Below are 19,443 nucleotides of genomic sequence, written 5' to 3'. Positions count from 1 at the left end.
AGGATGATGATGAACAACAATGAATTTATTATGCCTGCACCACCGCTACCACTGACACCTCCAGAGGAAGAAAAGCTTCGTGGTCGTCTGAGTGGTTTTAAGGGCGGATATGATGAGGGATATTTACGGGGACGGCTTGCGATTTTAGATGGTCGGCCAGAAGAAGTATTTCCTGTACGGAATATTCATGTAATGTATGTGGCTTCTGGTAAAGGATATCCCTACTCTCCATTAGACGATGCAGTCCTCTACGCGCTGCAAAAATTAACCACACAAGTCACGATAACAGATGTGCGTCAAAACTTAGTGGAGTTAGCCGCCGCTCAAAGACCGGATCTGGTACTTGTGCTGGATGGTATGGATTTACCGCTTGAGCAGATCTCCGTTCTTCGGGCTAGCGGAATTAAGACAGCCATTTGGCTTACAGATGATCCTTATTACACTGATTTTACAGTTAAAATTGTGGCGCATTACGATTTTGTGTTCACGCTTGAGCGTAATTGTATTGATTTTTATAAGGGACTTGGCTGCCCTGAAGTTCATTATCTTCCTTTTGCCGCTCACCGCGAGCATTACCGTCCAACTACAACACGTTCACCATTGAATCGCGAAGTTAGTTTTATTGGCTCTGCCTATTGGAACCGGGTTAATTTCTTCCGTGAGATTCTTCCGGATTTGATGAACTATAACACGGTGATTAACGGCATCTGGTGGGACCGTCTGCCTGAGGCGGCACTCTATGGAGATCGAATTGAGATTGGTAAGTGGATGTCACCACAGGAAACAGCGGTAGCTTACAGCGGATCCAAAATCGTCATTAACCTCCACCGCTCGCACATTGATGAAGTAGTGAACAACAATACGCTTTCGATTCCGGCGGTATCTCCTAATCCGCGTACTTTTGAAATCGCGGCTACGGGTACGCTGCAATTAGTGGATGCCAGAGATGATATGGGATCTTTCTACAAACCTGGTGAAGAAATTGAGACTTTTGCAAGCCCTCAAGAAATGATGGATAAAATCCGTTATTACCTGACTCATGAGGAAGAACGCCGTGCGATTGCCCTGCGCGCTTTTGAACGGACGCTTAAGGATCACACCTACACCAAACGTATACACCAGCTGTTAACAGTAATTTATGGCTAGGTCATATGCCCGGAAATGGAACGGAAATGTGCGCTTACCAGGGGACAGGTGTCGTGCCGGCATCTGTTTTTCCTCGATATACTGTAGAACCGAACCTCAGCTTATGCCTGTGGCCTGATGAAAAGAAGCAACGTCTGGAGCGGGCTTGTATAGCGGAGCGGAAGCGACTGGCTAGATTCGAGAGCAGAGTGGAAGTAAAGGGGCGAAGCTCGGGAGCGAATTGAAATTGACTGACGAGATTCTAGAGCGAAGCGGAAGCGATGTTGCGAGTCACAGGAGCGACCATTTTCAAAGAGAGTTTTACTGCGAAGGATAGAAATTAGCGCAAAGTTTGTAAATTTTTTAAGGAGGTGAATGGCTGCTCCAGGCCCCTCGTTAGGGAGCGCCGAAACGCCATGGCTGACAAAGCTACAATCGTCCTCTTTTCACATGTATCCAATACACGCAGTATTACGGGAGCGGAGAAGCTATTGTTGTTTTTCGCTCAGGAGCTTTCTCCGTACTTTAATTGTATTCTCGTTGCGCCTCAGGACGGCAAGCTGACTTCTCAGGCTCGAAGCTGTGGAATAAGTGTACAGTTGCTTTCGATTCCTCTTTTATATGGAATGTACACTCCTTATGCAGGGTTGGAGGCAGATGCTCAGAAATTCCAGGAAAGCAGGGAGTATCACGAATTAACAGACTGGCTGAATTCCCTGCGCCCGGCGTTTGTTATTACAAGTACCTGTGTGCATGCTCTGCCAGCAATGGCTGCAAAGTCACTGGGCATTCCGGTGATATGGAAAATATCAGAGACGATAACAGACAATGAATATACACCTATTAGTGTAGGGCTGATTCTTCGGAATAGTGATGAGATACTAGCTATTTCACAAACAGCTGCAGCTTGCTTTCCAGAGGACGTGAGAGCGGAAAAAGTGATCCAGCTGCCTCCCTCTTGGAATGATAAAGAGATGATGATTGAGGCTTGGAGCAAGCTTCGGAGCGAACGGCGGCGGGAATTGCGGGTTAAACCGCATGAACAGCTGATCGGTTATATTTCTTCTTTTATCAACAAAGAAAAAGGTCTAGAACATTTTGTGAAAATGGCTGTGCTTGTGCACGCGGTTCATCCAAGCTCGAAATTTGTTGTCATTGGGTCAGCTGGCGATAAAAGCTATTATGAGCGTTGTGTCCGCAAGGTAAAGCTTGAGGGACTGTACACCCGGTTTAAATTTGTTGGTTATGCTGAATGTCTTCCATCTGCCTATTGTGCCATGGATGTGCTAGTGGTTCCTAGTCTGATCCGCGAAGGCTTCGGTATGACTGCTTTGGAAGGAATGGCTTTTGGAAAGCCCGTGATCGCTTACGACTCTGGGGGCTTGCGGGAAATTCTGCACGCAGCGGGCTGCGGCGAAAATCTCGTGCCAGCATCGGACATTTCCGCGCTGGCAGAAAGAGTCAACGTCATGCTGGCGCAGCCGGGACTGGCGTTAACTCTAGGCAGTCAAGCGCGGGAGCGCGTCGACGCCGTCTATGGTCCGGCGGCTTATCGGAGCCGCCTGCAGGGTCTTGCGGAGATGTGGAACCTCCGCTATTGCAGCGCACCTGCGGTGCGCGAGGCTGACAGCGTGGTGGTGGTGGAACCACCTGCTGTCCAGCCTGATTTACCCGCAGCGTCGCCGGCTTTGCCGCCGCGAAGCAAGGGCCTGCCGAGCCGCGTCGCCCGCAAGCGGCGCGGCAAAGCCCGGGCGCGGCGAAGCGGGCGCCCGTTGGTTTTGCGCCGCGTTGCTCGCAAGCGGCGTAAAGGTTCTGCCCGGCGGCGCAGCACTGCCGGGGGCAAGCGCCGCCGGGCCCGCCGCGGTGGACGGCGGCGCGCGGCGTAAATGCCTCGATTGCAGCGAAGCGGCAAGCTAAGCGCAAAGAGAGGCATATATGCCCTCGAATGCGTCGAATTCGGCAAGCTGAGCGCAAAGAGAGGCATATTTGCCCTCGAATGCGTCGAATTCGGCAAGCTGAGCGCAAAGAGAGGCATATTTGCCCTAGATTTCGTCGAATTCGGCAAGCTGAGCGCAAAGAGAGGCATATATGCCCTAGATTTCGTCGAATTCAGCTAGCTGAGCGCAAAGAGAGGCATATATGCCCTAGATTTCGTCGAATTCAGCTAGCTGAGCGCAAAGAGAGGCATATATGCCCTAGATTTCGTCGAATTCAGCTAGCCGAGTGCAAAGAGGGGCAAATCTGCCCTAGAATGCGTCGAATTCGGTAATCTGAACGCAAAGAGAGGCATAAATGCCCTAGAATGCGTCGAATTCGGCAAGCTGAGCGCAAAGAGAGGCAGTTATGCCCTTGAATGCAGCGAATTTAGCTAGATGAGCCCAAAGAACGGTATAAATCCCGCAAAAAGAGCTCATTCCAGCAACCTGAGCCCAATGAGCGGTATAAATCCCGCTAAATGAGCTCATTCCAGCAACCGGAGCCCAATGAGCGGTATAAATCCCGCTAAATGAGCTCATTCCAGCAACCGGAGCCAAATGAGCGGTATAAATCCCGCTAAATGAGCTCATTCCAGCAACCGGAGCCCAATGAGCGGTATAAATCCCGCTAAATGAGCTCATTCCAGCAACCGGAGCCCAATGAGCGGTATAATTCCCGCTTATTGATCTCAATCCAGCAACCAGAGCCCAATGAGCGGTATAAATCCCGCTAAATGAGCTCATTCCAGCAACCAGAGCCCAATGAGCGGTATAAATCCCGCAAAAAGAGCTCATTCCAGCAACCTGAGCCAAATGAGCGGTATAAATCCCGCAAAAAGAGCTCATTCCAGCAACCTGAGCCAAATGAACGGTACATTTCCCGCTCAATGATCTCAATCCAGCAACCAGAGCACAGTCCGCTGATTGAGCCAAGTCAGACCATAATTAAACAGGCAGGGGAGTGAACTCATGAAGATCATGACGATTTTAGGCACGAGGCCTGAAATCATTCGCCTCAGTGTAATCATTCCGCTTCTCGACGAACATGCTGAGCGGCACATCCTGGTGCATACAGGCCAGAACTTCACCGCCAGTCTCAGCGGCATTTTCTTTGCTGAGCTGGGTCTGCGGGCACCGGATTATGTGCTGCAGGATAAACAAGCAGGACTAGGCGGCCAGCTTGCCGCCATGTTCGGAGGGTTAGAAAGTATTTTACTAAAAGAACAGCCAGATCGCGTTTTGCTTCTGGGCGATACGAACAGCGCGTTATGCGCGATTTTGGCTGAACGTATGGGAATTCCGGTGGTGCATATGGAAGCGGGCAACCGCTGCTATGACCTCCAAGTACCAGAAGAGAAAAACCGCCGTGTCATCGACGCCGTTTCGACCATTAATATGCCTTATACGCAGCAGAGCAAAAGACATCTAATCAGCGAAGGTTTCCCCAGCAGGCGTATCGTGTTAACAGGAAATCCGATCCATGAGGTCATGACCCACTTTGAGCACAAAATCCAGACTAGCGACATTCTGGAGCAGCTGAAGCTTAACGCAGGACAGTATTTCCTAGTCACGGCCCACCGTGCTGAGAATGTAGATGATCCAGAGTCCCTTGTACAAATTATGTCGGGTCTTAACGCAGTGGCTGAGCATTTTGGAATTCGTTTAATATGCAGCATTCATCCTCGCACTCGCTCCAAACTTACCGAGCAATTTTCCCTTCCAATGAACCCACTAGTTGAATTTCATGAACCTTTCGGATTTTTTGATTTTGTCTACTTGGAACAGCACGCCTTATGTGCCATCACCGACAGCGGGACTGTACAGGAGGAATGCTGCTTGATGAAAGTGCCAACAGTTACGATTCGCAGAACGACGGAACGTCCAGAAACAGTGGATTGTGGCAGCAATGTAGTCTCAGGTGTAGATCAGAAAAGTATTCTGCGCAGCGTCAAGCTGATGACGGCGCTCAATCGGGATTGGGAGGCACCGGAAGGATACATGACTCCGGATGTTTCGGTCAAGGTAGTTAAATTCTTGCTTGGAGGGAACCTGCATGTTCAATAATAAAAGGATTGTGGTCACAGGCGGAACTGGTTCCTGGGGGCATGAGCTGATTAGGCAACTTCTGCCACAAAATCCTAAGGAAATCATCGTATTCTCCCGCAGTGAATCCGCTCAAGTGGCGATGAGCCGGGAGTTTGAAGATCAACGTCTCAGCTTTATCATTGGCGATATCCGTGACAAGGATGCGCTGATTGCAGCCTGCCGTGGCGTTGATTATATCTTTCATCTGGCGGCGCTCAAACATGTTCCAGTCTGTGAAGATCAGCCTTATGAAGCACTCAAAACCAATGTAGTGGGAACTCAAAATGTGATCGAAGCTGCCATTGTAAATGGCGTTGAGAAAGCAATTTACATCTCTACCGATAAGGCTGCGAACCCATCCAACTTCTATGGAATGACCAAAGCGATCGGGGAGAAATTGTTCGTTTATGCCAATCTGATTGGCTCAAACACCCGGTTCGTTACTGTACGCGGAGGTAATGTGCTCGGAACGAACGGCAGCGTAGTGCATTTGTTCATGAAGCAGATTAAAGATAAGGGTCAGGTACGCATTACGGATATGAAAATGACCCGCTTCTTTTTTACCCTACGCGATGCTATTACGTTATTATTTAAAGCTTCTGAGGTTAGCTTGGGTGGAGAAATCTTCGTCATGACTATGCCTACCTGCCGAATTATCGATCTTGCTGAGGTGCTGATTGAGGCTTCCGGAGAGTCCAATGTGAGTATTGTTGAGACCGGGATTCGTCCGGGGGAGAAAATCCACGAGATTCTGATGAGCGATTTCGAAAGCTTAACTACCGTTGTCTACGATGAACAGTATCTAGTAATTCTCCCTACGCTGAACATGCCGGAATTAAAGGCACATTATAGCGCTTATCCTCATGTCTCTTTCAATAGCTTCAGTTCAGAGACGAATCTGATGGATCGGGAAGAGATCAAAAGCATCTTGATCCGGGGAGGGTTCCTGCAATGAAGCTGCTTATCCTAGGTGGAAACGGTATGGCGGGGCATATGCTGGCGGATTATTTTCGCCGCCAGGGCAAGCATCACGTCTTCCATACAACCCGGGATAAGAGCGATCTTGGCGGGCTGTATGTAGATGCGAACGATATAGCCGGAGTTGAGAAGCTGGTCGATATCGTTTCCCCTCATTGCATTATCAATGCAATGGGGGTTCTCAATCAATTCGCGGAGCGTGACAAAATTGGGGCTTACCACGTGAATGGCTTTCTCCCTCATCACTTGTGGCGAAAGGCGGAGGATATTCAGGCAAGGCTCATTCATATCAGTACCGACTGCGTGTTCGAAGGAACACGCGGAGGGTACACCGAAGAGGATGCTCCTGATGGAACCTCTGTATATGCAATTTCGAAAAGTCTCGGTGAGGTGCAAAAACCCGGGCATCTTACGATTCGCACTTCCATTATTGGTCCCGAAATCCGCTCAGGCGGTATTGGTCTGATGGATTGGTTCCTGGCGCAGAGTGGTAAAGTTTCAGGATACCGGCGGGTGATGTGGAACGGGGTCACAACGCTCCAATTAGCCAAAGCAGTGGATGTAATGCTGGATTCCCCCGTATCGGGGCTAATCCATTTAGCGCATCCAGAGCCGGTAAGTAAATATGAGCTGCTTCAGCATATTCAGGCGGCTTTTCATAAAGAAAATGTGGAGATCATCCCTGAGGATGAACATATTCAGGATCGTACACTAGTGAATACAAGAGCGGATGTCCTCTTGCCGCTGCCTTCATATCCTTTAATGCTGCAGGAACTGGCTGACTGGATGAAACAGTCAGAGATGTATTTATGACAGGTCAAAGACTTCTAATTACCGGAGCCGGTGGATTCACCGGGCAACATGCCGTTCGATTATTTTCGGCAGGAGGGGGTGAGGTTATCGCTGTATTGCGGCCGCAATCAACAGCTGCCTCCACTCTTTTTCCAGAAGGAGTAAAGATATATATTTGTGATTTAAGTGACCGGAAAGCAGTAGCTGAGATGATCAAGCAAACTACACCGGACGCTGTCCTTCATTTGGCTGGGAAGAACTCCGTACCCGAGTCATGGCTTAATCCCTTGCTTTATATGGAGACCAATGTGATGGCCACCTTATATTTACTGGAGGCCATGCGAAGCCTGCCGAGCAGTCGGATTCTAGTGGCTGGCTCCAGACTTAAGTTCAAACCGGGTGTGGTGGCTGGGCCACCACACCCGTACAGTCTTAGCAAAACAATAGAAGAGCTGGTGTCCCTCGCTTGGGGCACCTTATTTAAACAGCCGGTTCTGCTGGCTGAGCCCTGTAATCTGATTGGTCCCGGTCCTTCCACCGGCTTCTGCTCTTTATTAGCACAGCACATTGTCCGAAGTGAAGGCCAGCCAGAAGAGGAAATACCTCCATTTAAGCTCTCTTCTCGTTATGCGCTGCGTGATTTTTTAGATGTAAGAGATGCCGTTAGAGCTTATGATTACATTTTGCGTAAAGGTACAAATGGAACCATCTATCGCATCGATTCGGGGAAGCAGCGGGAACTCGGGGAGATCGCGGAGCAGTTGCTCAGTCATTCTGTAGGTCCAGTGCCAATGGACTGGGGACCTGCAGATGCTGAACGGGCTATTTCAGAGATCGCAGCCACAGCGGATAAGAAGGTTCATTCAGAAGCATCAACCCCTGAGGCTGATGTGACTTCACTGGGCTGGCTTCCGGAAATTGGGCTTAACCAATCGTTAATGGATATTTTGAATTATTACCGAGTTAGCGGGGAGGGGAGGTTGTTATGAGACCGAAGGTTTCGGTAGTGATTCCTTTTTATAATTGTCCTTATATTGAGCACGCCCTGCAAAGTGCGTTCTCCCAGTCTTGGGAACCTTACGAAATCATTGTTGTCGATGACGGCTCGCATGCCCATAGCAATCTAATTACACCGTATCTTTCCCGAATTCATTATTTGGGCAAAGGCAATGGGGGAACCGCCTCCGCACTGAATCACGGCATATTGAATGCAACGGGTGACTATGTGGTCTGGCTTAGCTCGGATGATTTATTTTATCGGGATAAGATCAACAATCAGGTTCTGTTCATGGAGCAGAACCACTTGTTAATCTCCTATACCAACTTTAATTATATTAACGCTCAATCGCAGCTGGTTCAGCTGAATGCTGCGCCATTGTTTCCTAGTCACCTGGATTACTTACGTTGTTTTTTACACGGTAATCCCATTAATGGCTGTACGGTGATGTTTAAACGAGAGGTGTTTGGAGCCATCGGACTTTTTGATGAATCACTTCCTTACACCCATGATTATGACTTATGGTTCCGCGCCATTCTGAACGGATATCCACCGGTGATGTTGAATCAATCCCTCACAGCTTACCGGACGCATGAGGGCATGGGAACGATCAAATATTTTGATGTAATTATGGCAGAGGCAGCTGCGACCAATGCCCGCTACAAGAATTCGCTGCAGCACTTGATTTCTTCTATGGGGGGCTGAAGGTAATGTACCGGGAAATTGAAGTGAATGACTTTCTGCCAGTCTTACTGGAACAGTTGAAATTCTGCCAGAGTATTCTGGATATCGGCAGCGGCACCGGTACCCTGCTTGAACGATATGAAGCCGCAGTAGTGCTTGGATTAGAAATTCACAGGCCGTACCTGCTGCATCGTCAATATAAGTCACCTCATATTATTCCGGTACATGCAGATGCCAGTCATATGGATAAATTATTCCTCCCCAAAACATTTTCAGCGGTTACCTTTATTGATTCAATAGAGCACTTTAATAAAAATGAAGCGAAGACTCTGCTAGGGATGGCCGAAAGAATCGCCAATAACCGAGTAGTTGTATTTACCCCTCGGGGCTTTTTTCCACAGGAGGGTATGGATCATTATCATTTGCAGGGAGAGTATTTTCAAAAGCATCGGAGCGGATGGGAGCCGGAGGATTTTATTGCACTTGGGTATGAGGTAACGGTACTTAAAGGTTTCCATCATGCCCAAAACCCATCGTTTCGTGAAGCATTCGGGGAGGGCCATGCACCAGTAGATGCCCTGCTTGCTTGTAAAACAGTATAAAAGTTGAGCTCCGGGTGAAGGAGGTGAGCGCGTATGAGTGAAGAATCTAAAGTATCGGTGATCATCCCATTTTATAACTGTTCGTATGTGGATCTCGCCATCCAAAGTGTCTTGGATCAAAGCTATCCGAATATAGAACTTATTGTAGTCGATGACGGTTCTACCCTATGGCTGGAGAAGTTGGCCCCCTTCCGTGACAGAATCATTTATATACAAAAGAGTAATGGAGGGACGGCTTCTGCTTTGAACAAAGGGATAGAAGTGGCTACCGGAACGTATTTTGCCTGGCTCAGTGCAGATGATCAATTTCACCCGGATAAAATCAAAAACCAAATAGAAAAGCTCAAAAGTACGGGTACTTTGTTTAACTATACAGCCTATTATTATATAAATGAGCAGGGAGAACGGATCTCAGATACGGTAAGTATGCTTTTTAGCAGCAGAGCCCATTTTATTGAGACTATGATGTTGGGTTGTCCGGTGAATGGGAGTACAGTTCTTCTTCATATGGATATATTTCGTGCTGTAGGAACGTTCGATGAAATGTTGTTATATACTCAAGACTATGATTTATGGCTGCGTATTTTACCGCATTTTAGCTGGTCTTATATTGAGTATCCGCAGCTTGATTATCGAGTGCATCAAGAGATGGGCTCAGTGATTTATAGTGAGGCGCAGAAAAGAGAGATAGAACAGGTACAAGCAAACCATCATGGGGTTCTATCGCATCTGCTGCTAAAGGAGAGAGGGGAATGAAATTAATATTTCCTGTTCTAACTCTATCTAGGGGCGGAGCACAACGGATGCTGGCAGAACTGGCTAATCGTCTGTCAGAGATCGGTCATGAAATTACGATCCTCTTGCCCAGCGATGGTGTCGTTGAATACGAGATAAATTGTGAATTGCGTTATGCGGCAGATGGTGATTTGTCGGCCAGCGATTTTCCAGTGGGGGACGTGATTGTCTCCAACTTTTATACCACAGTCGAGGTATCGCAGCAGGCAAGTAATGAGGGAAAAGGGATTCATATTCGTTTAGCGCTTTGCTACGAGCCCACTTTTTTACCTGACAATAGCCGTTCTTTTGCATCCTATAGTTTAACCAGCAATCTGCTTGTACTATCCCGTTGGCAGCAAGAAATCGTCCAGATGAATCATGGGATTAAGGGGACAATCGTGCCCATTGGTGTGAATCCTGTTTTTAGAAATTTGAACATTCGTGAACCTGAAAATAAGCTTGTAGTTTCCGCGGTTATGCGAAAGCCAGAGGGTGGATTCTCAGGCCATCGTGAACAAGACTATTTGCTTGAACAGTTAAATCGGGTCAGAAGACTTCATCCAGAAGTTGAACTTTATTTGATCATTCCTCCTGGTGAATTTGCTGAGTCGACTACCCTGCAAACTTTATTAGCGGACGAACGATATCATATAAGGACTCCTGCAAATGATACTGAGCTTTGTTACCATTATAGTGAGAGCGATATTTTTGTAAGCTCAAGTACGTATGATACGGGATCGCTACCAGGCATCGAGGCTATGCGTTGTGGAGCAGCGCTCGTTACTGTTTACTCCGGTGGGAATATGGAATATGGCAGGCATGGCCATAACTGCTTAATGTCCTACCGGTTTGAGAATCGGCTCGCGGATGATATCATAACCTTAATTAAAGACCCGGATTTACGCCAGCGGCTGGCTCGTAAGGGGGAGCAGGATTCACAGCATTTCACTTGGGAAAAAAGCACACAATTGTTTCAGAATGCACTGTTTGAGATCGTAGCGAGGAACTCTTAATAATATGTCCTTAAAATATAAAAAACCTTCAATACCACGTGAGAAGTGGCTTGAAGGTTTTTTTGCATGATATCGGTTAGAAGATGGCATAGGAATTCATCATTTCACGAAAAGATTGCGCATACTTCTCGGTTCCGAAGCGTGAGACCATATATCCTCTTCCTTGCTGGCGGAGACCCTCTCGCAGAGGAATATTGTTCATAAGCTCCAGTCCTTCGTTGACGGCAGTTGGAATATTGCCAAGCGGGTAAAATTTACCCGTGACATTATGAACAATAAAGGATCTGACACCATCGGAATCTGTACTAAGTACTGGACAAGTGCAGCAAATCGCTTCGGCAACAGCATATCCAAATCCTTCTGTAATGGAGGTAGCTAACAGGAATCCACCCGAATTAGCGATCGAGGAATAATAAATGGGCATTACATGATTAGGAATATTGGTAAAAGTACTTAGACGATCATTCAGCCCTAGAGCGTGTAGCTCCTCCTGAAAGGATTGGTTCTGATCCTCTGCGGCTAAATTAGGATCATGGAACATCCACAAATGAATATCTGGTTTATAAAGGCGAATTTCATGGGCGATTCTCAAATATTCCCGCCAATTTTTATTGCTCTCTAGCCGGCCTACCCAAGCGATAACCGGATTAGCGGGAGGTTCAGCAGGGATATGCTGAAAGGACTGGACATCAACAATATTCGGAATTACATAACGATGCAGCCAGGGACAGATTTCAATAAACAGCTCCAATAAATGATCGGTTGGCGGGATTAGTACCGCATTACAATAAGAACGTAAATAAGGGACGGCATCTCTGATCAGAGTTTCCGCATGACTGCGTTTTCCAAGGCCTTGAGATTCGTATATCATAATACCGCGGTAACCGAGTTCACGCAGACGTTTCAGTAATAAATAATCAGATGTAACAATAATGGCATCGTAATTATGGGTCTCCAGCAAATTTTTAATTTCTTCATCTGAAGATGAGACAAATACCGGAAAATTGGTCGTATTCTGGCCTGAACCCGGCATTAGATATAAAACATGGCATTCGATCCCACTTCGCTGGAGACTTTCACATCGCAGCTTATTTAATGTCTCCACCCCGCCACTCGGTACATAAAACGTAAATAGAACTTTCATGCACAAGCCTCCTGACTTTTGCGGAGTAATACCGACTTGTTGAGATATGGCTTACTGTTTATAAGATACGCCGATCTGCACTCGCGGGTGACGGTCAAAGCGGCATAGTTCCAAATCCTTTCAGGATAGCTTGTTCTTCAGAAGGTCATCCTAACGATCGTACACTGCACACATACAACATTAGAGATGGAGGATGAATTCATGTTGCGATCCAAGATCAGTATGTCAGTCTCAGCTGCATTGCTTCTCGGCTTGGTGAGTATTACGGGGTGTGGAACCAATACGGCAGAAAAATCGAATGTGCAAACCAATAGTGTCCGGGGAGTAAATGATGGGCGTATTGGTGTGAATTCCGTACGCGGTGGCACACATAACATCACTAAGATGGAAGTTAGTCAGGAGCTTGCAGACCGGATTGCTGCAATGCCTGAAGTCCGCTCAGCGAATGTAATGCTTGCAGGAAAAAGCGCGTATGTAGCAGTAACTTTAAATGATGCAACTGCTGGCCTGCGTGCCAAAGGGACTCCATCTTATCGGGCAAAATCCTCAACCACTCCTCACAATTATGGACCGACTGGCGTAATGTCTGGTACAGGAAGAGTGAAAATTGGCCGTGATGGAATGAATGATACTGGAGCCGTAACCAATGGTATGAACGGAGCCTTAAAAGGTACTGTAAATACAGTTCCTGGTACAACAAGTACTGGACCGGCAACCAGAAATGGAATCAATGGCATGGGTAATTTGGGAGCGGATATGTTGGGAACAGGAACAGGTACAGGTACTATGGGAACAGGTACGACAAGAAACCATACTTATAATAATGGTCCTCTGCTGAACAGCAATGGCTCGAAACATGATGTAGATATGGGGATGGGAAAAGGTATGGGAACTGGAATGGGAATGGGCATGCGCAGTACCACTCCTAGTACCCATGATACGAATTACAGAAGTAATTCGACGCATATGTACAACACCAATAGCACGAATAACACAAATAACACCATAAATACAAGAGAAACAGAAACAGTTACCAAAGCAATTAAAGATAAAATTGCTGCGGAAGTTAAAAAACATGATGCGAGAATTAAGGATGTATACGTATCAGCAAATCCTGACTTCGTGGAACGCGCCAATGTTTATGCTGAAGAGGCTCGTGCCGGTCATCCGATAAAAGGATTTGTGGATGAATTCCGCACCATGGTTGAACGAATTTTCCCAACTCGTAATTATTAATGATTTTTGTGATCTAAATAAAAAAGCAACAATCTCACCATCTGGAGAGAATTGTTGCTTTTTTGTTTGGAGCTAATTTTATTAAGTGGTGATTGGACGTCCGCCGATCCATACGCCGCGAATATTAAATTCAGCATCAAGGCGTAGGATATCGCCGCGTTTTCCAGCCTCCAAGGAGCCAATGCTTCGTTCCATTCCAATGGACGCCGCTGGCGTAAGGCTTGCAGCGCGGGAGGCCTCTTCCAAGGTGAGTCCTACCTCTTGGATCAGATAACGGAAGCCGCGAATCATCGTTAGTGTGCTTCCAGCTAGAGCAGCGGGATTATCTTTAAGGGTAGCGATGCCATCTTGAACGAGTACAGGTAAATCACCGATTGTATATTCACCATCACTAAGTCCAGTTGCAGACATGGCATCAGTAATCAGTAATAAATTGTTCTCTTTCTTGAGACGGGTCAATATAGAAATGGCTGCGGGATGAACATGAATCCCGTCGGCTATAATCTCTGCGCGAATGCGCTTATCGAACAAAATAGCTCCAGCCGCTCCAGGCTTACGGTGATGTAGGGGTGTCATCGCATTGAACATATGCACGGCTTGGTTAAGTCCAGCATCTGCTGCGGCAATAACCTCTTCAAAGGAGGCATCCGTATGCCCGAGAGCTGCAGTTATACCGTGCTTGCGCAGCCAGAGAATAGCTTCGAGGGCACCTTCACGTTCCGGAGCAAGCGTGACTTGCCGGATCATTCCTGGATAATCGTTCTCCCATTGTGCTAGCCACTCAATATTGGCAGGAACAATATGCTCTGGATTTTGTGCGCCGGACCATTTCGGGCTGATGAAGGGTCCTTCCAAATGCATGCCTGCGATTTGTGTGTAAGGCATTTCAGCAGCGCGATAAGCGCTGACTTCGGAGAATACTTGGTCAATAGCAGACTTGGAAGCGGTCATGGTTGTAGCCAGCATTGTTGTTGTTCCTTGGGAACTATGGAACTTAGTGATGGCATTCAGCGATTCAGTATCACTGTACATAAAGTCGTGGCCAGCTCCACCATGAACATGTACATCTACAAATCCGGGGATCAGAAGATCCGTTGCTTGACCACTGGCAGGCCAATGCGCGTAACGCTCTGGAAGCCAAGCCGCATCGCCAGCATAGTGGATCTGCTCTCCAGATACGGCAATCACACCGTGCTCAATTAAACCTTGGGGAGTCAGTACCTTACCGAACAGCAACTGTTCTAGTTCTTTATTTATTTCAGCCATTTGCCTGCTCCTTCATCTACGAGAACGATTACATTTGGATGGCTCTGCAGCAAAGATGCAGGGCATTGGGTTGTAATCGGGCCTTCAACAGCATTGCGAATGGCTTCAGCTTTGCCGGCACCACGAACTAATAAGAGGATTTGGCGTGCTTTTAGGATGCCTCCAATGCCCATTGTGATCGCTTGCCGAGGGACCTCATCCAAACTGTCAAAGAATCTAGCATTTGCTTCCCGGGTATCTTCAAGCAGGTCGACGACATGGGTTTTGCTGCTGAGGTTAGCATCGGGTTCGTTGAATCCAATGTGGCCGTTGCTGCCAATACCGAGAATCTGCAAGTCAACGGGTCCGTTTTCTTCCAGCATTTTATCGTATGCAAGGCATTCTGCTTCCATATCCGCTGCGTTTCCGTTAGGGATATGTGTCTGTCCTGAATCAATATCTATATGGTTAAATAATTGCTCGTTCATGAAACTGCGATAGCTCTGTGGATGGTCGACAGGCAAGCCGATATACTCATCCAGATTAAAGGAAGTTGCTTTAGAGAAACTCACAAGTCCTTTTTGGTGCATTTCAACCAATTTGGCATAAACCCCAACTGGGGAGCTTCCGGTCGCAAGACCGAGCACGGCTTTAGGATTGCTTTGCAGCAGGCTGGCAATAAGATTCGCACCCGTTTGTACGAAATCTTCATCACTATGGAACTTTAGAATATTCATTAGGATTGTCCTCCTCGTTTGTTTCGGTATTGTTGGACATTGAGATAAGATTGCTCCAGTCTAGGAATAAAATCCCCAAAACGGGTGCTGACCATTCCAGTGAACAAAATATCAATGATGTGAAGCTGAGCTATGCGTGAGGCCATGTCTCCCCGGCGCATGCCTTTCTCCAAAGATGAGGAGAATAGGGGGATATCCGCCAGAGTAGCCAAGGTGCTGCTGCCATAAGAGGTTAGTGCGATAGTGCTTGCTCCGCTAGCCTTCGCACACATCAAGGCATCAATGGTCTCGGGAGTCTCTCCCGAATAGGATACTGCAAATACGACATCACCTTTGGTGAGTGATGAAGCAGAGGTAATCTGCATATGGGAATCAGCAAAAGCAGTACAATTTACGCCTATGCGGATCAGCTTCTGATAGAAATCCTGAGCGACAATGGAAGAGGTCGCCATCCCGTATAGATCAACGCGGCGTGCTTGGCACAATAAATGAACTGCTGCCTGCAATCGCTCCAGATCTAACAGTGAGGTAGTATCCCGGATGGAGGTCAGATGGTTCGTCTGCATCGCTTCCACAATCACGGAGAGTGGGTTGCCGGCTACAATATCTTGATAAGAAGAGCCACCATCCTGCGGCGCGGCATCACTATGAGCAATTTCTGCTGCCAGCTTCACCTTGAAATCCGGAAAGCCTTTAAAATGAAGCACCTTACAGAAACGTGTGATCGTTGCCGGGCTTATTCCGCATTGTTCTGCTAATTCTGTAATGCCCATATGAACGATTTCGCCTGGTGAGGAGAGAATTCGTTCAGCCAGCTTTCGTTCCATTTGAGAGAGCTTGGCCTTCTCATGCTCGAGTGCATGCAGTATTGGGGACATCCATTCATCCACCTCGTTTCAATGGGGTATTGAAATTATTTTTATGATTATTAACTAAATGCAGAAAATTATTTTCATATTTAGGATAAAACAAATTCCATTCGGAAGCAAGGGATAAAAATGAATACTAAAGGGGAATATGCAAAAATAAAAAACGGTCTACTCGCAGAAGGCTGCAAAGTGGACCGTTAAAATGATGTAATTACTGAGATATAAGATGAAAAGGATACTATACTATACTGTATTGCGTTCTATAATACGGTACTCAAGCTTGCGGTGAACGGGTTGTCCATCATTTCGCTGGATCTGATCATAGATAATCCGAAAAGCGGATATGCCCATTTCAGTTAACTGATTATCTACTGTGGTCAGACCTAACGTTCGGCCGATAGGCTGATCATCAAATCCAATGACGGCCAAATCCTCAGGAATGCGGATACCCTTTTTCCAAGCTTCGATGATTAAACCAGCCGCTATATGATCGCCTGCTGAAATAATCAGGGCATCAGGACGATTCTTCATCTGCAGCAGTTGGTGAAGTACGCGGGCACCGTCCTCTTCGGTCAGACAGTTATAGATCATCCATTCATCATTGTAAGGCTGATCTGTAGCTTCTAGAAAGTCTCTAAAGGCAATTTGGCGGATAGAGCTGCTGCTGCCGTGTGGTCTTCCTTCACAGTAGCCAATATGGCGGTAACCTTTATCATTCAAATATTGAAGGCCACTGCGAAAAGCAGAATAATGCTCAATATATACAGAAGAAAATTGGCGTTCTCCCCTATCCTGACATACCACAATAGGACCATAAGCTGTATATTCTTCAATAGCTTCTGAGCTCATTGTTGAAGAGACCATAACTACACCGTCAATTTCTTTGTTCCGCAGCATCTCAAGCACCTTAATTTCTTCTTCCGTACGATAATCGGTTTGGCAGAGAACGAGCCGGTATTGAGCCAGCAGTGCTTCTTGAGCCAAGCCTGCAATAATGACTGAGAAATAAAATAAGTTGGTATACGGAATAATAACAGCTATAGCTTGAGTCCGCCCAGTGATCAGATGCACGGCGTTCATATTACGCGTGTAGTTTAATTTTTCAATAGTATTTAGGACTGCGGTTCGTTTGACTTCACTTACATAAGGGTGATTATTGAGCACCCGCGAGACTGTTGTCACAGAAACACCAGCCATACGGGCAATTTCTTTAATATTAGCCATTAGAGTACAACAGCCTCCCTTTTGTGCTTGTGTATAGTCATTTTATTTTATCATATTGTCCGCAAATTACCTCCCAAATAAAAAGCTTGCTATGGAATCCATTTCATAAATTAGACTGTAAATGCAAGAGATTACCGGACTAAACCGGCGTAACCACAAGGGCGTGACGGACCGGTATATCTATTGTATTAATAAAACTAAGCTGTTCGTGAAGCCTTTGGCGATCTGTTCCGAAACAGCTCCCACACAATAAACAACAGGACAAGCAGCTGTGGAAGCAAGGTTTCCCAAGTGGGATACATGCCAAGCCAGTTAATTGAAGGCAAGCCCTCTTGTACATGTGCAGGAAGTTTGCCGGCAACCTGAAGCGAGTGAATGCTCTCCCCAAGAAAGCGGAATACTAGGTAATAAATCAGAATTGTAGCTGTACGGAAGAAGGCGGCAATCGGTAATTTTGCACTCAAGGCAATAATTGCATAACCTACAATAACAAGAATAATCAGAGCACATCCAATCCCAAGCAGTAATTGAGACAGCTTGATGGATGGAGCCATGCCCACATAAAAAATTGTAGTTTCTGCACCTTCACGTAAAATAGCAAGCGCTGCAACGGAGGACAGTGACCAAAGGTTTCCTTTGGCCAGCGCGCCATCAACTTGCCTACCCACGTAGTTGTTCCAATTTGCAGTGTTTGATTTGCTATGTAACCAGCGTCCGATTGTGAGCATCATAACTACTGCGACAAGACCAGTAATTCCTTCAATCATCTCCCGTGCTCCCCCGGAAGCTGCCCGAGAAATGGTATAAGTGAGCACAACAGCCAATCCGATACTTGCGATGAGGCCGACAGCTGCACCGGACCAGATCCATTTTTGCGCTTTGGCGTTCCCATCACGTTTCAGGTAAGCAAGAAGAGCTGACAAGACGAGAATAGCCTCAAGCCCTTCGCGCAAGAGAATCAAAGCGGCATCCCAAGCATTATAAGTGGTTTCACCAGCCAAAGGCGTTAGTTCGCTAAGCATATTGTTCATGATGGTTAAAGCTTGATCCAGTTTAGGCGGATTTGAGAGCAGGTAACCTGTGACAGCCGCACTCTCATTTTCGATATTGTTGTAGACTGTTGGTGAGGCGATCTGGACTTGCCCTTCGGCAGAAGGCCAGGCTACGATGAATTGCTCCATGATGTTAGCGGCTTCTGTGCTGTTATTGTCTTTGGCAGCGGAGGATGCTTTGTTCAGGTAGCTGATTAGTCCCTCTATAGAAGCTGGTTCACTGGAAGTATCCCCAGCGTCAATGGTTTTGCCTTCACTGTAATCAGCCAGCAGTTGATACAGAGCTTCTGCTTCCGATTTCGCCGATGCCTCGCGAAGCGGTTCAGCCTGCAGCGCAATCCGCAGCAGGCTTATTCGCGTCTCCAGCAGGCTGTAAACGGCGGAATCATCCGCCCGGATGTTGCGCTCCGCCGGCTTCCATCCGCTGACGATGTCGCGGTACGCTGCCGCTGCCGCGCTCCAGTCGGCGCTGCGCGCCGCATCCCGCGTGCGTTCCGCCGCGGGCAAAAGCTTCGCCGCCGTCTCGCGTCCGGCGGCTCTGGTGTCACCGCCGACCGTGCCGGAGGCGGCGGTGACGTACGCGTCCACGCTTCTCGCGAGCGTGGACAGTGCGGTTTTGGCGGGCTCGCCGCCGCCCGCCGCAAGGGCTTTCGCCGCGTCTGCAAGCGCGGCATCAACGGCAGCAGCCGGACCGGCGAGTGCCGGGTCCGGCGTGCCTGTGTTCGCGGTGCGCCACAGCGCAGCGAACACTTCTACATCGGCCGCGGCCGCGTCCCAGCGGCTCTGGCCGGCTTCGACGAGCGCGCTGCCGACCGGCGGCAGGAGCTCGTCGACCGTGCCATCGCCCTCCGCCCCCGCGGGGCTGGAGAGCAAAAGCATACACAAAAAGCCAAACAGAATCAGCAAG

At 47.6% G+C, this 19,443-nt stretch carries 19 protein-coding genes; 12 read left to right on the top strand and 7 right to left on the bottom strand.

Annotated features, from left to right (window positions below; all coding sequences use genetic code 11):
* Positions 1-30 precede the first annotated feature (30 nt).
* From MHH50_RS25565 to MHH50_RS25555, 3 genes are all read left to right on the top strand, one after another.
* Positions 31-1,146 (top strand): glycosyltransferase, encoded by a 1,116-nt coding sequence (locus MHH50_RS25565; RefSeq protein WP_076134266.1) that lies wholly within the window; start codon positions 31-33, stop codon positions 1,144-1,146.
* Between the two features lie 53 nt (positions 1,147-1,199).
* Positions 1,200-1,370 carry a hypothetical protein gene (locus MHH50_RS25560; protein WP_175619029.1) on the top strand — a complete coding sequence of 57 codons (171 nt, stop codon included), beginning with the start codon at positions 1,200-1,202 and terminating at the stop codon, positions 1,368-1,370.
* Between the two features lie 171 nt (positions 1,371-1,541).
* Positions 1,542-3,011 (top strand): glycosyltransferase family 4 protein, encoded by a 1,470-nt coding sequence (locus MHH50_RS25555; RefSeq protein ID WP_340033624.1) that lies wholly within the window; start codon positions 1,542-1,544, stop codon positions 3,009-3,011.
* 411 nt (positions 3,012-3,422) lie between these two features.
* Here the strand turns inward: MHH50_RS25555 and MHH50_RS25550 are convergent, their stop codons facing one another.
* A complete protein-coding gene (locus tag MHH50_RS25550) occupies positions 3,423-3,998 on the bottom strand; it encodes a hypothetical protein (RefSeq protein WP_340033623.1) in 576 nt (191 codons plus the stop codon).
* 72 nt (positions 3,999-4,070) lie between these two features.
* Between MHH50_RS25550 and wecB the strand changes: the two genes are divergently transcribed.
* Genes wecB through MHH50_RS25510 form a run of 8 tightly spaced genes read left to right on the top strand, consistent with a single transcriptional unit; the run spans position 4,071 to position 11,029 of the window.
* On the top strand, positions 4,071-5,165 hold the full coding sequence (wecB, locus tag MHH50_RS25545; RefSeq protein ID WP_340033622.1) for a UDP-N-acetylglucosamine 2-epimerase (non-hydrolyzing): 1,095 nt from the start codon (positions 4,071-4,073) through the stop codon (positions 5,163-5,165).
* Positions 5,155-6,141 carry a polysaccharide biosynthesis protein gene (locus MHH50_RS25540; protein ID WP_036679704.1) on the top strand — a complete coding sequence of 329 codons (987 nt, stop codon included), beginning with the start codon at positions 5,155-5,157 and terminating at the stop codon, positions 6,139-6,141. The genes wecB and MHH50_RS25540 overlap by 11 nt, the downstream gene beginning before the upstream one ends.
* Positions 6,138-6,977, top strand: coding sequence for an SDR family oxidoreductase (locus MHH50_RS25535; RefSeq protein ID WP_340033621.1), 840 nt, complete (start codon positions 6,138-6,140; stop codon positions 6,975-6,977). Before MHH50_RS25540 ends, MHH50_RS25535 begins: the two co-directional genes overlap by 4 nt.
* On the top strand, positions 6,974-7,945 hold the full coding sequence (locus tag MHH50_RS25530) for an NAD-dependent epimerase/dehydratase family protein (protein ID WP_076309179.1): 972 nt from the start codon (positions 6,974-6,976) through the stop codon (positions 7,943-7,945). The genes MHH50_RS25535 and MHH50_RS25530 overlap by 4 nt, the downstream gene beginning before the upstream one ends.
* Entirely contained in the window at positions 7,942-8,658 is a 717-nt protein-coding gene (locus tag MHH50_RS25525; RefSeq protein WP_076130428.1) for a glycosyltransferase, read from the top strand. Before MHH50_RS25530 ends, MHH50_RS25525 begins: the two co-directional genes overlap by 4 nt.
* Before the next feature lie 5 nt (positions 8,659-8,663).
* Entirely contained in the window at positions 8,664-9,239 is a 576-nt protein-coding gene (locus MHH50_RS25520; RefSeq protein ID WP_076141519.1) for a class I SAM-dependent methyltransferase, read from the top strand.
* 33 nt (positions 9,240-9,272) lie between these two features.
* A complete protein-coding gene (locus tag MHH50_RS25515; protein WP_076219321.1) occupies positions 9,273-9,995 on the top strand; it encodes a glycosyltransferase in 723 nt (240 codons plus the stop codon).
* Positions 9,992-11,029 carry a glycosyltransferase family 4 protein gene (locus MHH50_RS25510; RefSeq protein ID WP_076141521.1) on the top strand — a complete coding sequence of 346 codons (1,038 nt, stop codon included), beginning with the start codon at positions 9,992-9,994 and terminating at the stop codon, positions 11,027-11,029. Before MHH50_RS25515 ends, MHH50_RS25510 begins: the two co-directional genes overlap by 4 nt.
* A gap of 76 nt (positions 11,030-11,105) precedes the next feature.
* On the opposite strand, the gene MHH50_RS25505 is transcribed toward MHH50_RS25510, so the two are convergent.
* Entirely contained in the window at positions 11,106-12,173 is a 1,068-nt protein-coding gene (locus tag MHH50_RS25505) for a glycosyltransferase family 4 protein (protein WP_076309180.1), read from the bottom strand.
* A gap of 201 nt (positions 12,174-12,374) precedes the next feature.
* On the opposite strand from MHH50_RS25505, the gene MHH50_RS25500 reads away from it, so the two are divergent.
* On the top strand, positions 12,375-13,409 hold the full coding sequence (locus MHH50_RS25500; RefSeq protein WP_076281923.1) for a YhcN/YlaJ family sporulation lipoprotein: 1,035 nt from the start codon (positions 12,375-12,377) through the stop codon (positions 13,407-13,409).
* 81 nt (positions 13,410-13,490) lie between these two features.
* On the opposite strand, the gene nagA is transcribed toward MHH50_RS25500, so the two are convergent.
* The 5 genes from nagA to MHH50_RS25475 all read right to left on the bottom strand — a co-directional run bounded on the left by nagA (position 13,491) and on the right by MHH50_RS25475 (position 19,286).
* Entirely contained in the window at positions 13,491-14,675 is a 1,185-nt protein-coding gene (nagA, locus tag MHH50_RS25495) for an N-acetylglucosamine-6-phosphate deacetylase (protein WP_076130422.1), read from the bottom strand.
* The gene (gene nagB, locus MHH50_RS25490; RefSeq protein ID WP_076219324.1) at positions 14,663-15,391 is read right to left on the bottom strand and encodes a glucosamine-6-phosphate deaminase; all 729 of its coding nucleotides are present in this window, start codon (positions 15,389-15,391) and stop codon (positions 14,663-14,665) included. Before nagB ends, nagA begins: the two co-directional genes overlap by 13 nt.
* Positions 15,391-16,269 (bottom strand): MurR/RpiR family transcriptional regulator, encoded by an 879-nt coding sequence (locus MHH50_RS25485; protein WP_340033620.1) that lies wholly within the window; start codon positions 16,267-16,269, stop codon positions 15,391-15,393. The genes nagB and MHH50_RS25485 overlap by 1 nt, the downstream gene beginning before the upstream one ends.
* Positions 16,270-16,503: 234 nt before the next feature.
* Positions 16,504-17,484: a LacI family DNA-binding transcriptional regulator gene (locus MHH50_RS25480; RefSeq protein WP_076130419.1), complete on the bottom strand. Its 981-nt coding sequence runs from the start codon at positions 17,482-17,484 to the stop codon at positions 16,504-16,506.
* A 197-nt stretch (positions 17,485-17,681) separates the two neighbouring features.
* On the bottom strand, positions 17,682-19,286 hold the full coding sequence (locus tag MHH50_RS25475) for an FTR1 family protein (protein WP_340033619.1): 1,605 nt from the start codon (positions 19,284-19,286) through the stop codon (positions 17,682-17,684).
* Positions 19,287-19,443 lie beyond the last annotated feature (157 nt).

This window comes from Paenibacillus sp. FSL H3-0302 (assembly GCF_037982245.1).
Classification (GTDB): Bacteria; Bacillota; Bacilli; order Paenibacillales; family Paenibacillaceae; genus Paenibacillus_AQ; species Paenibacillus_AQ odorifer.
This window is presented reverse-complemented; position numbering and strand designations above follow the sequence as displayed.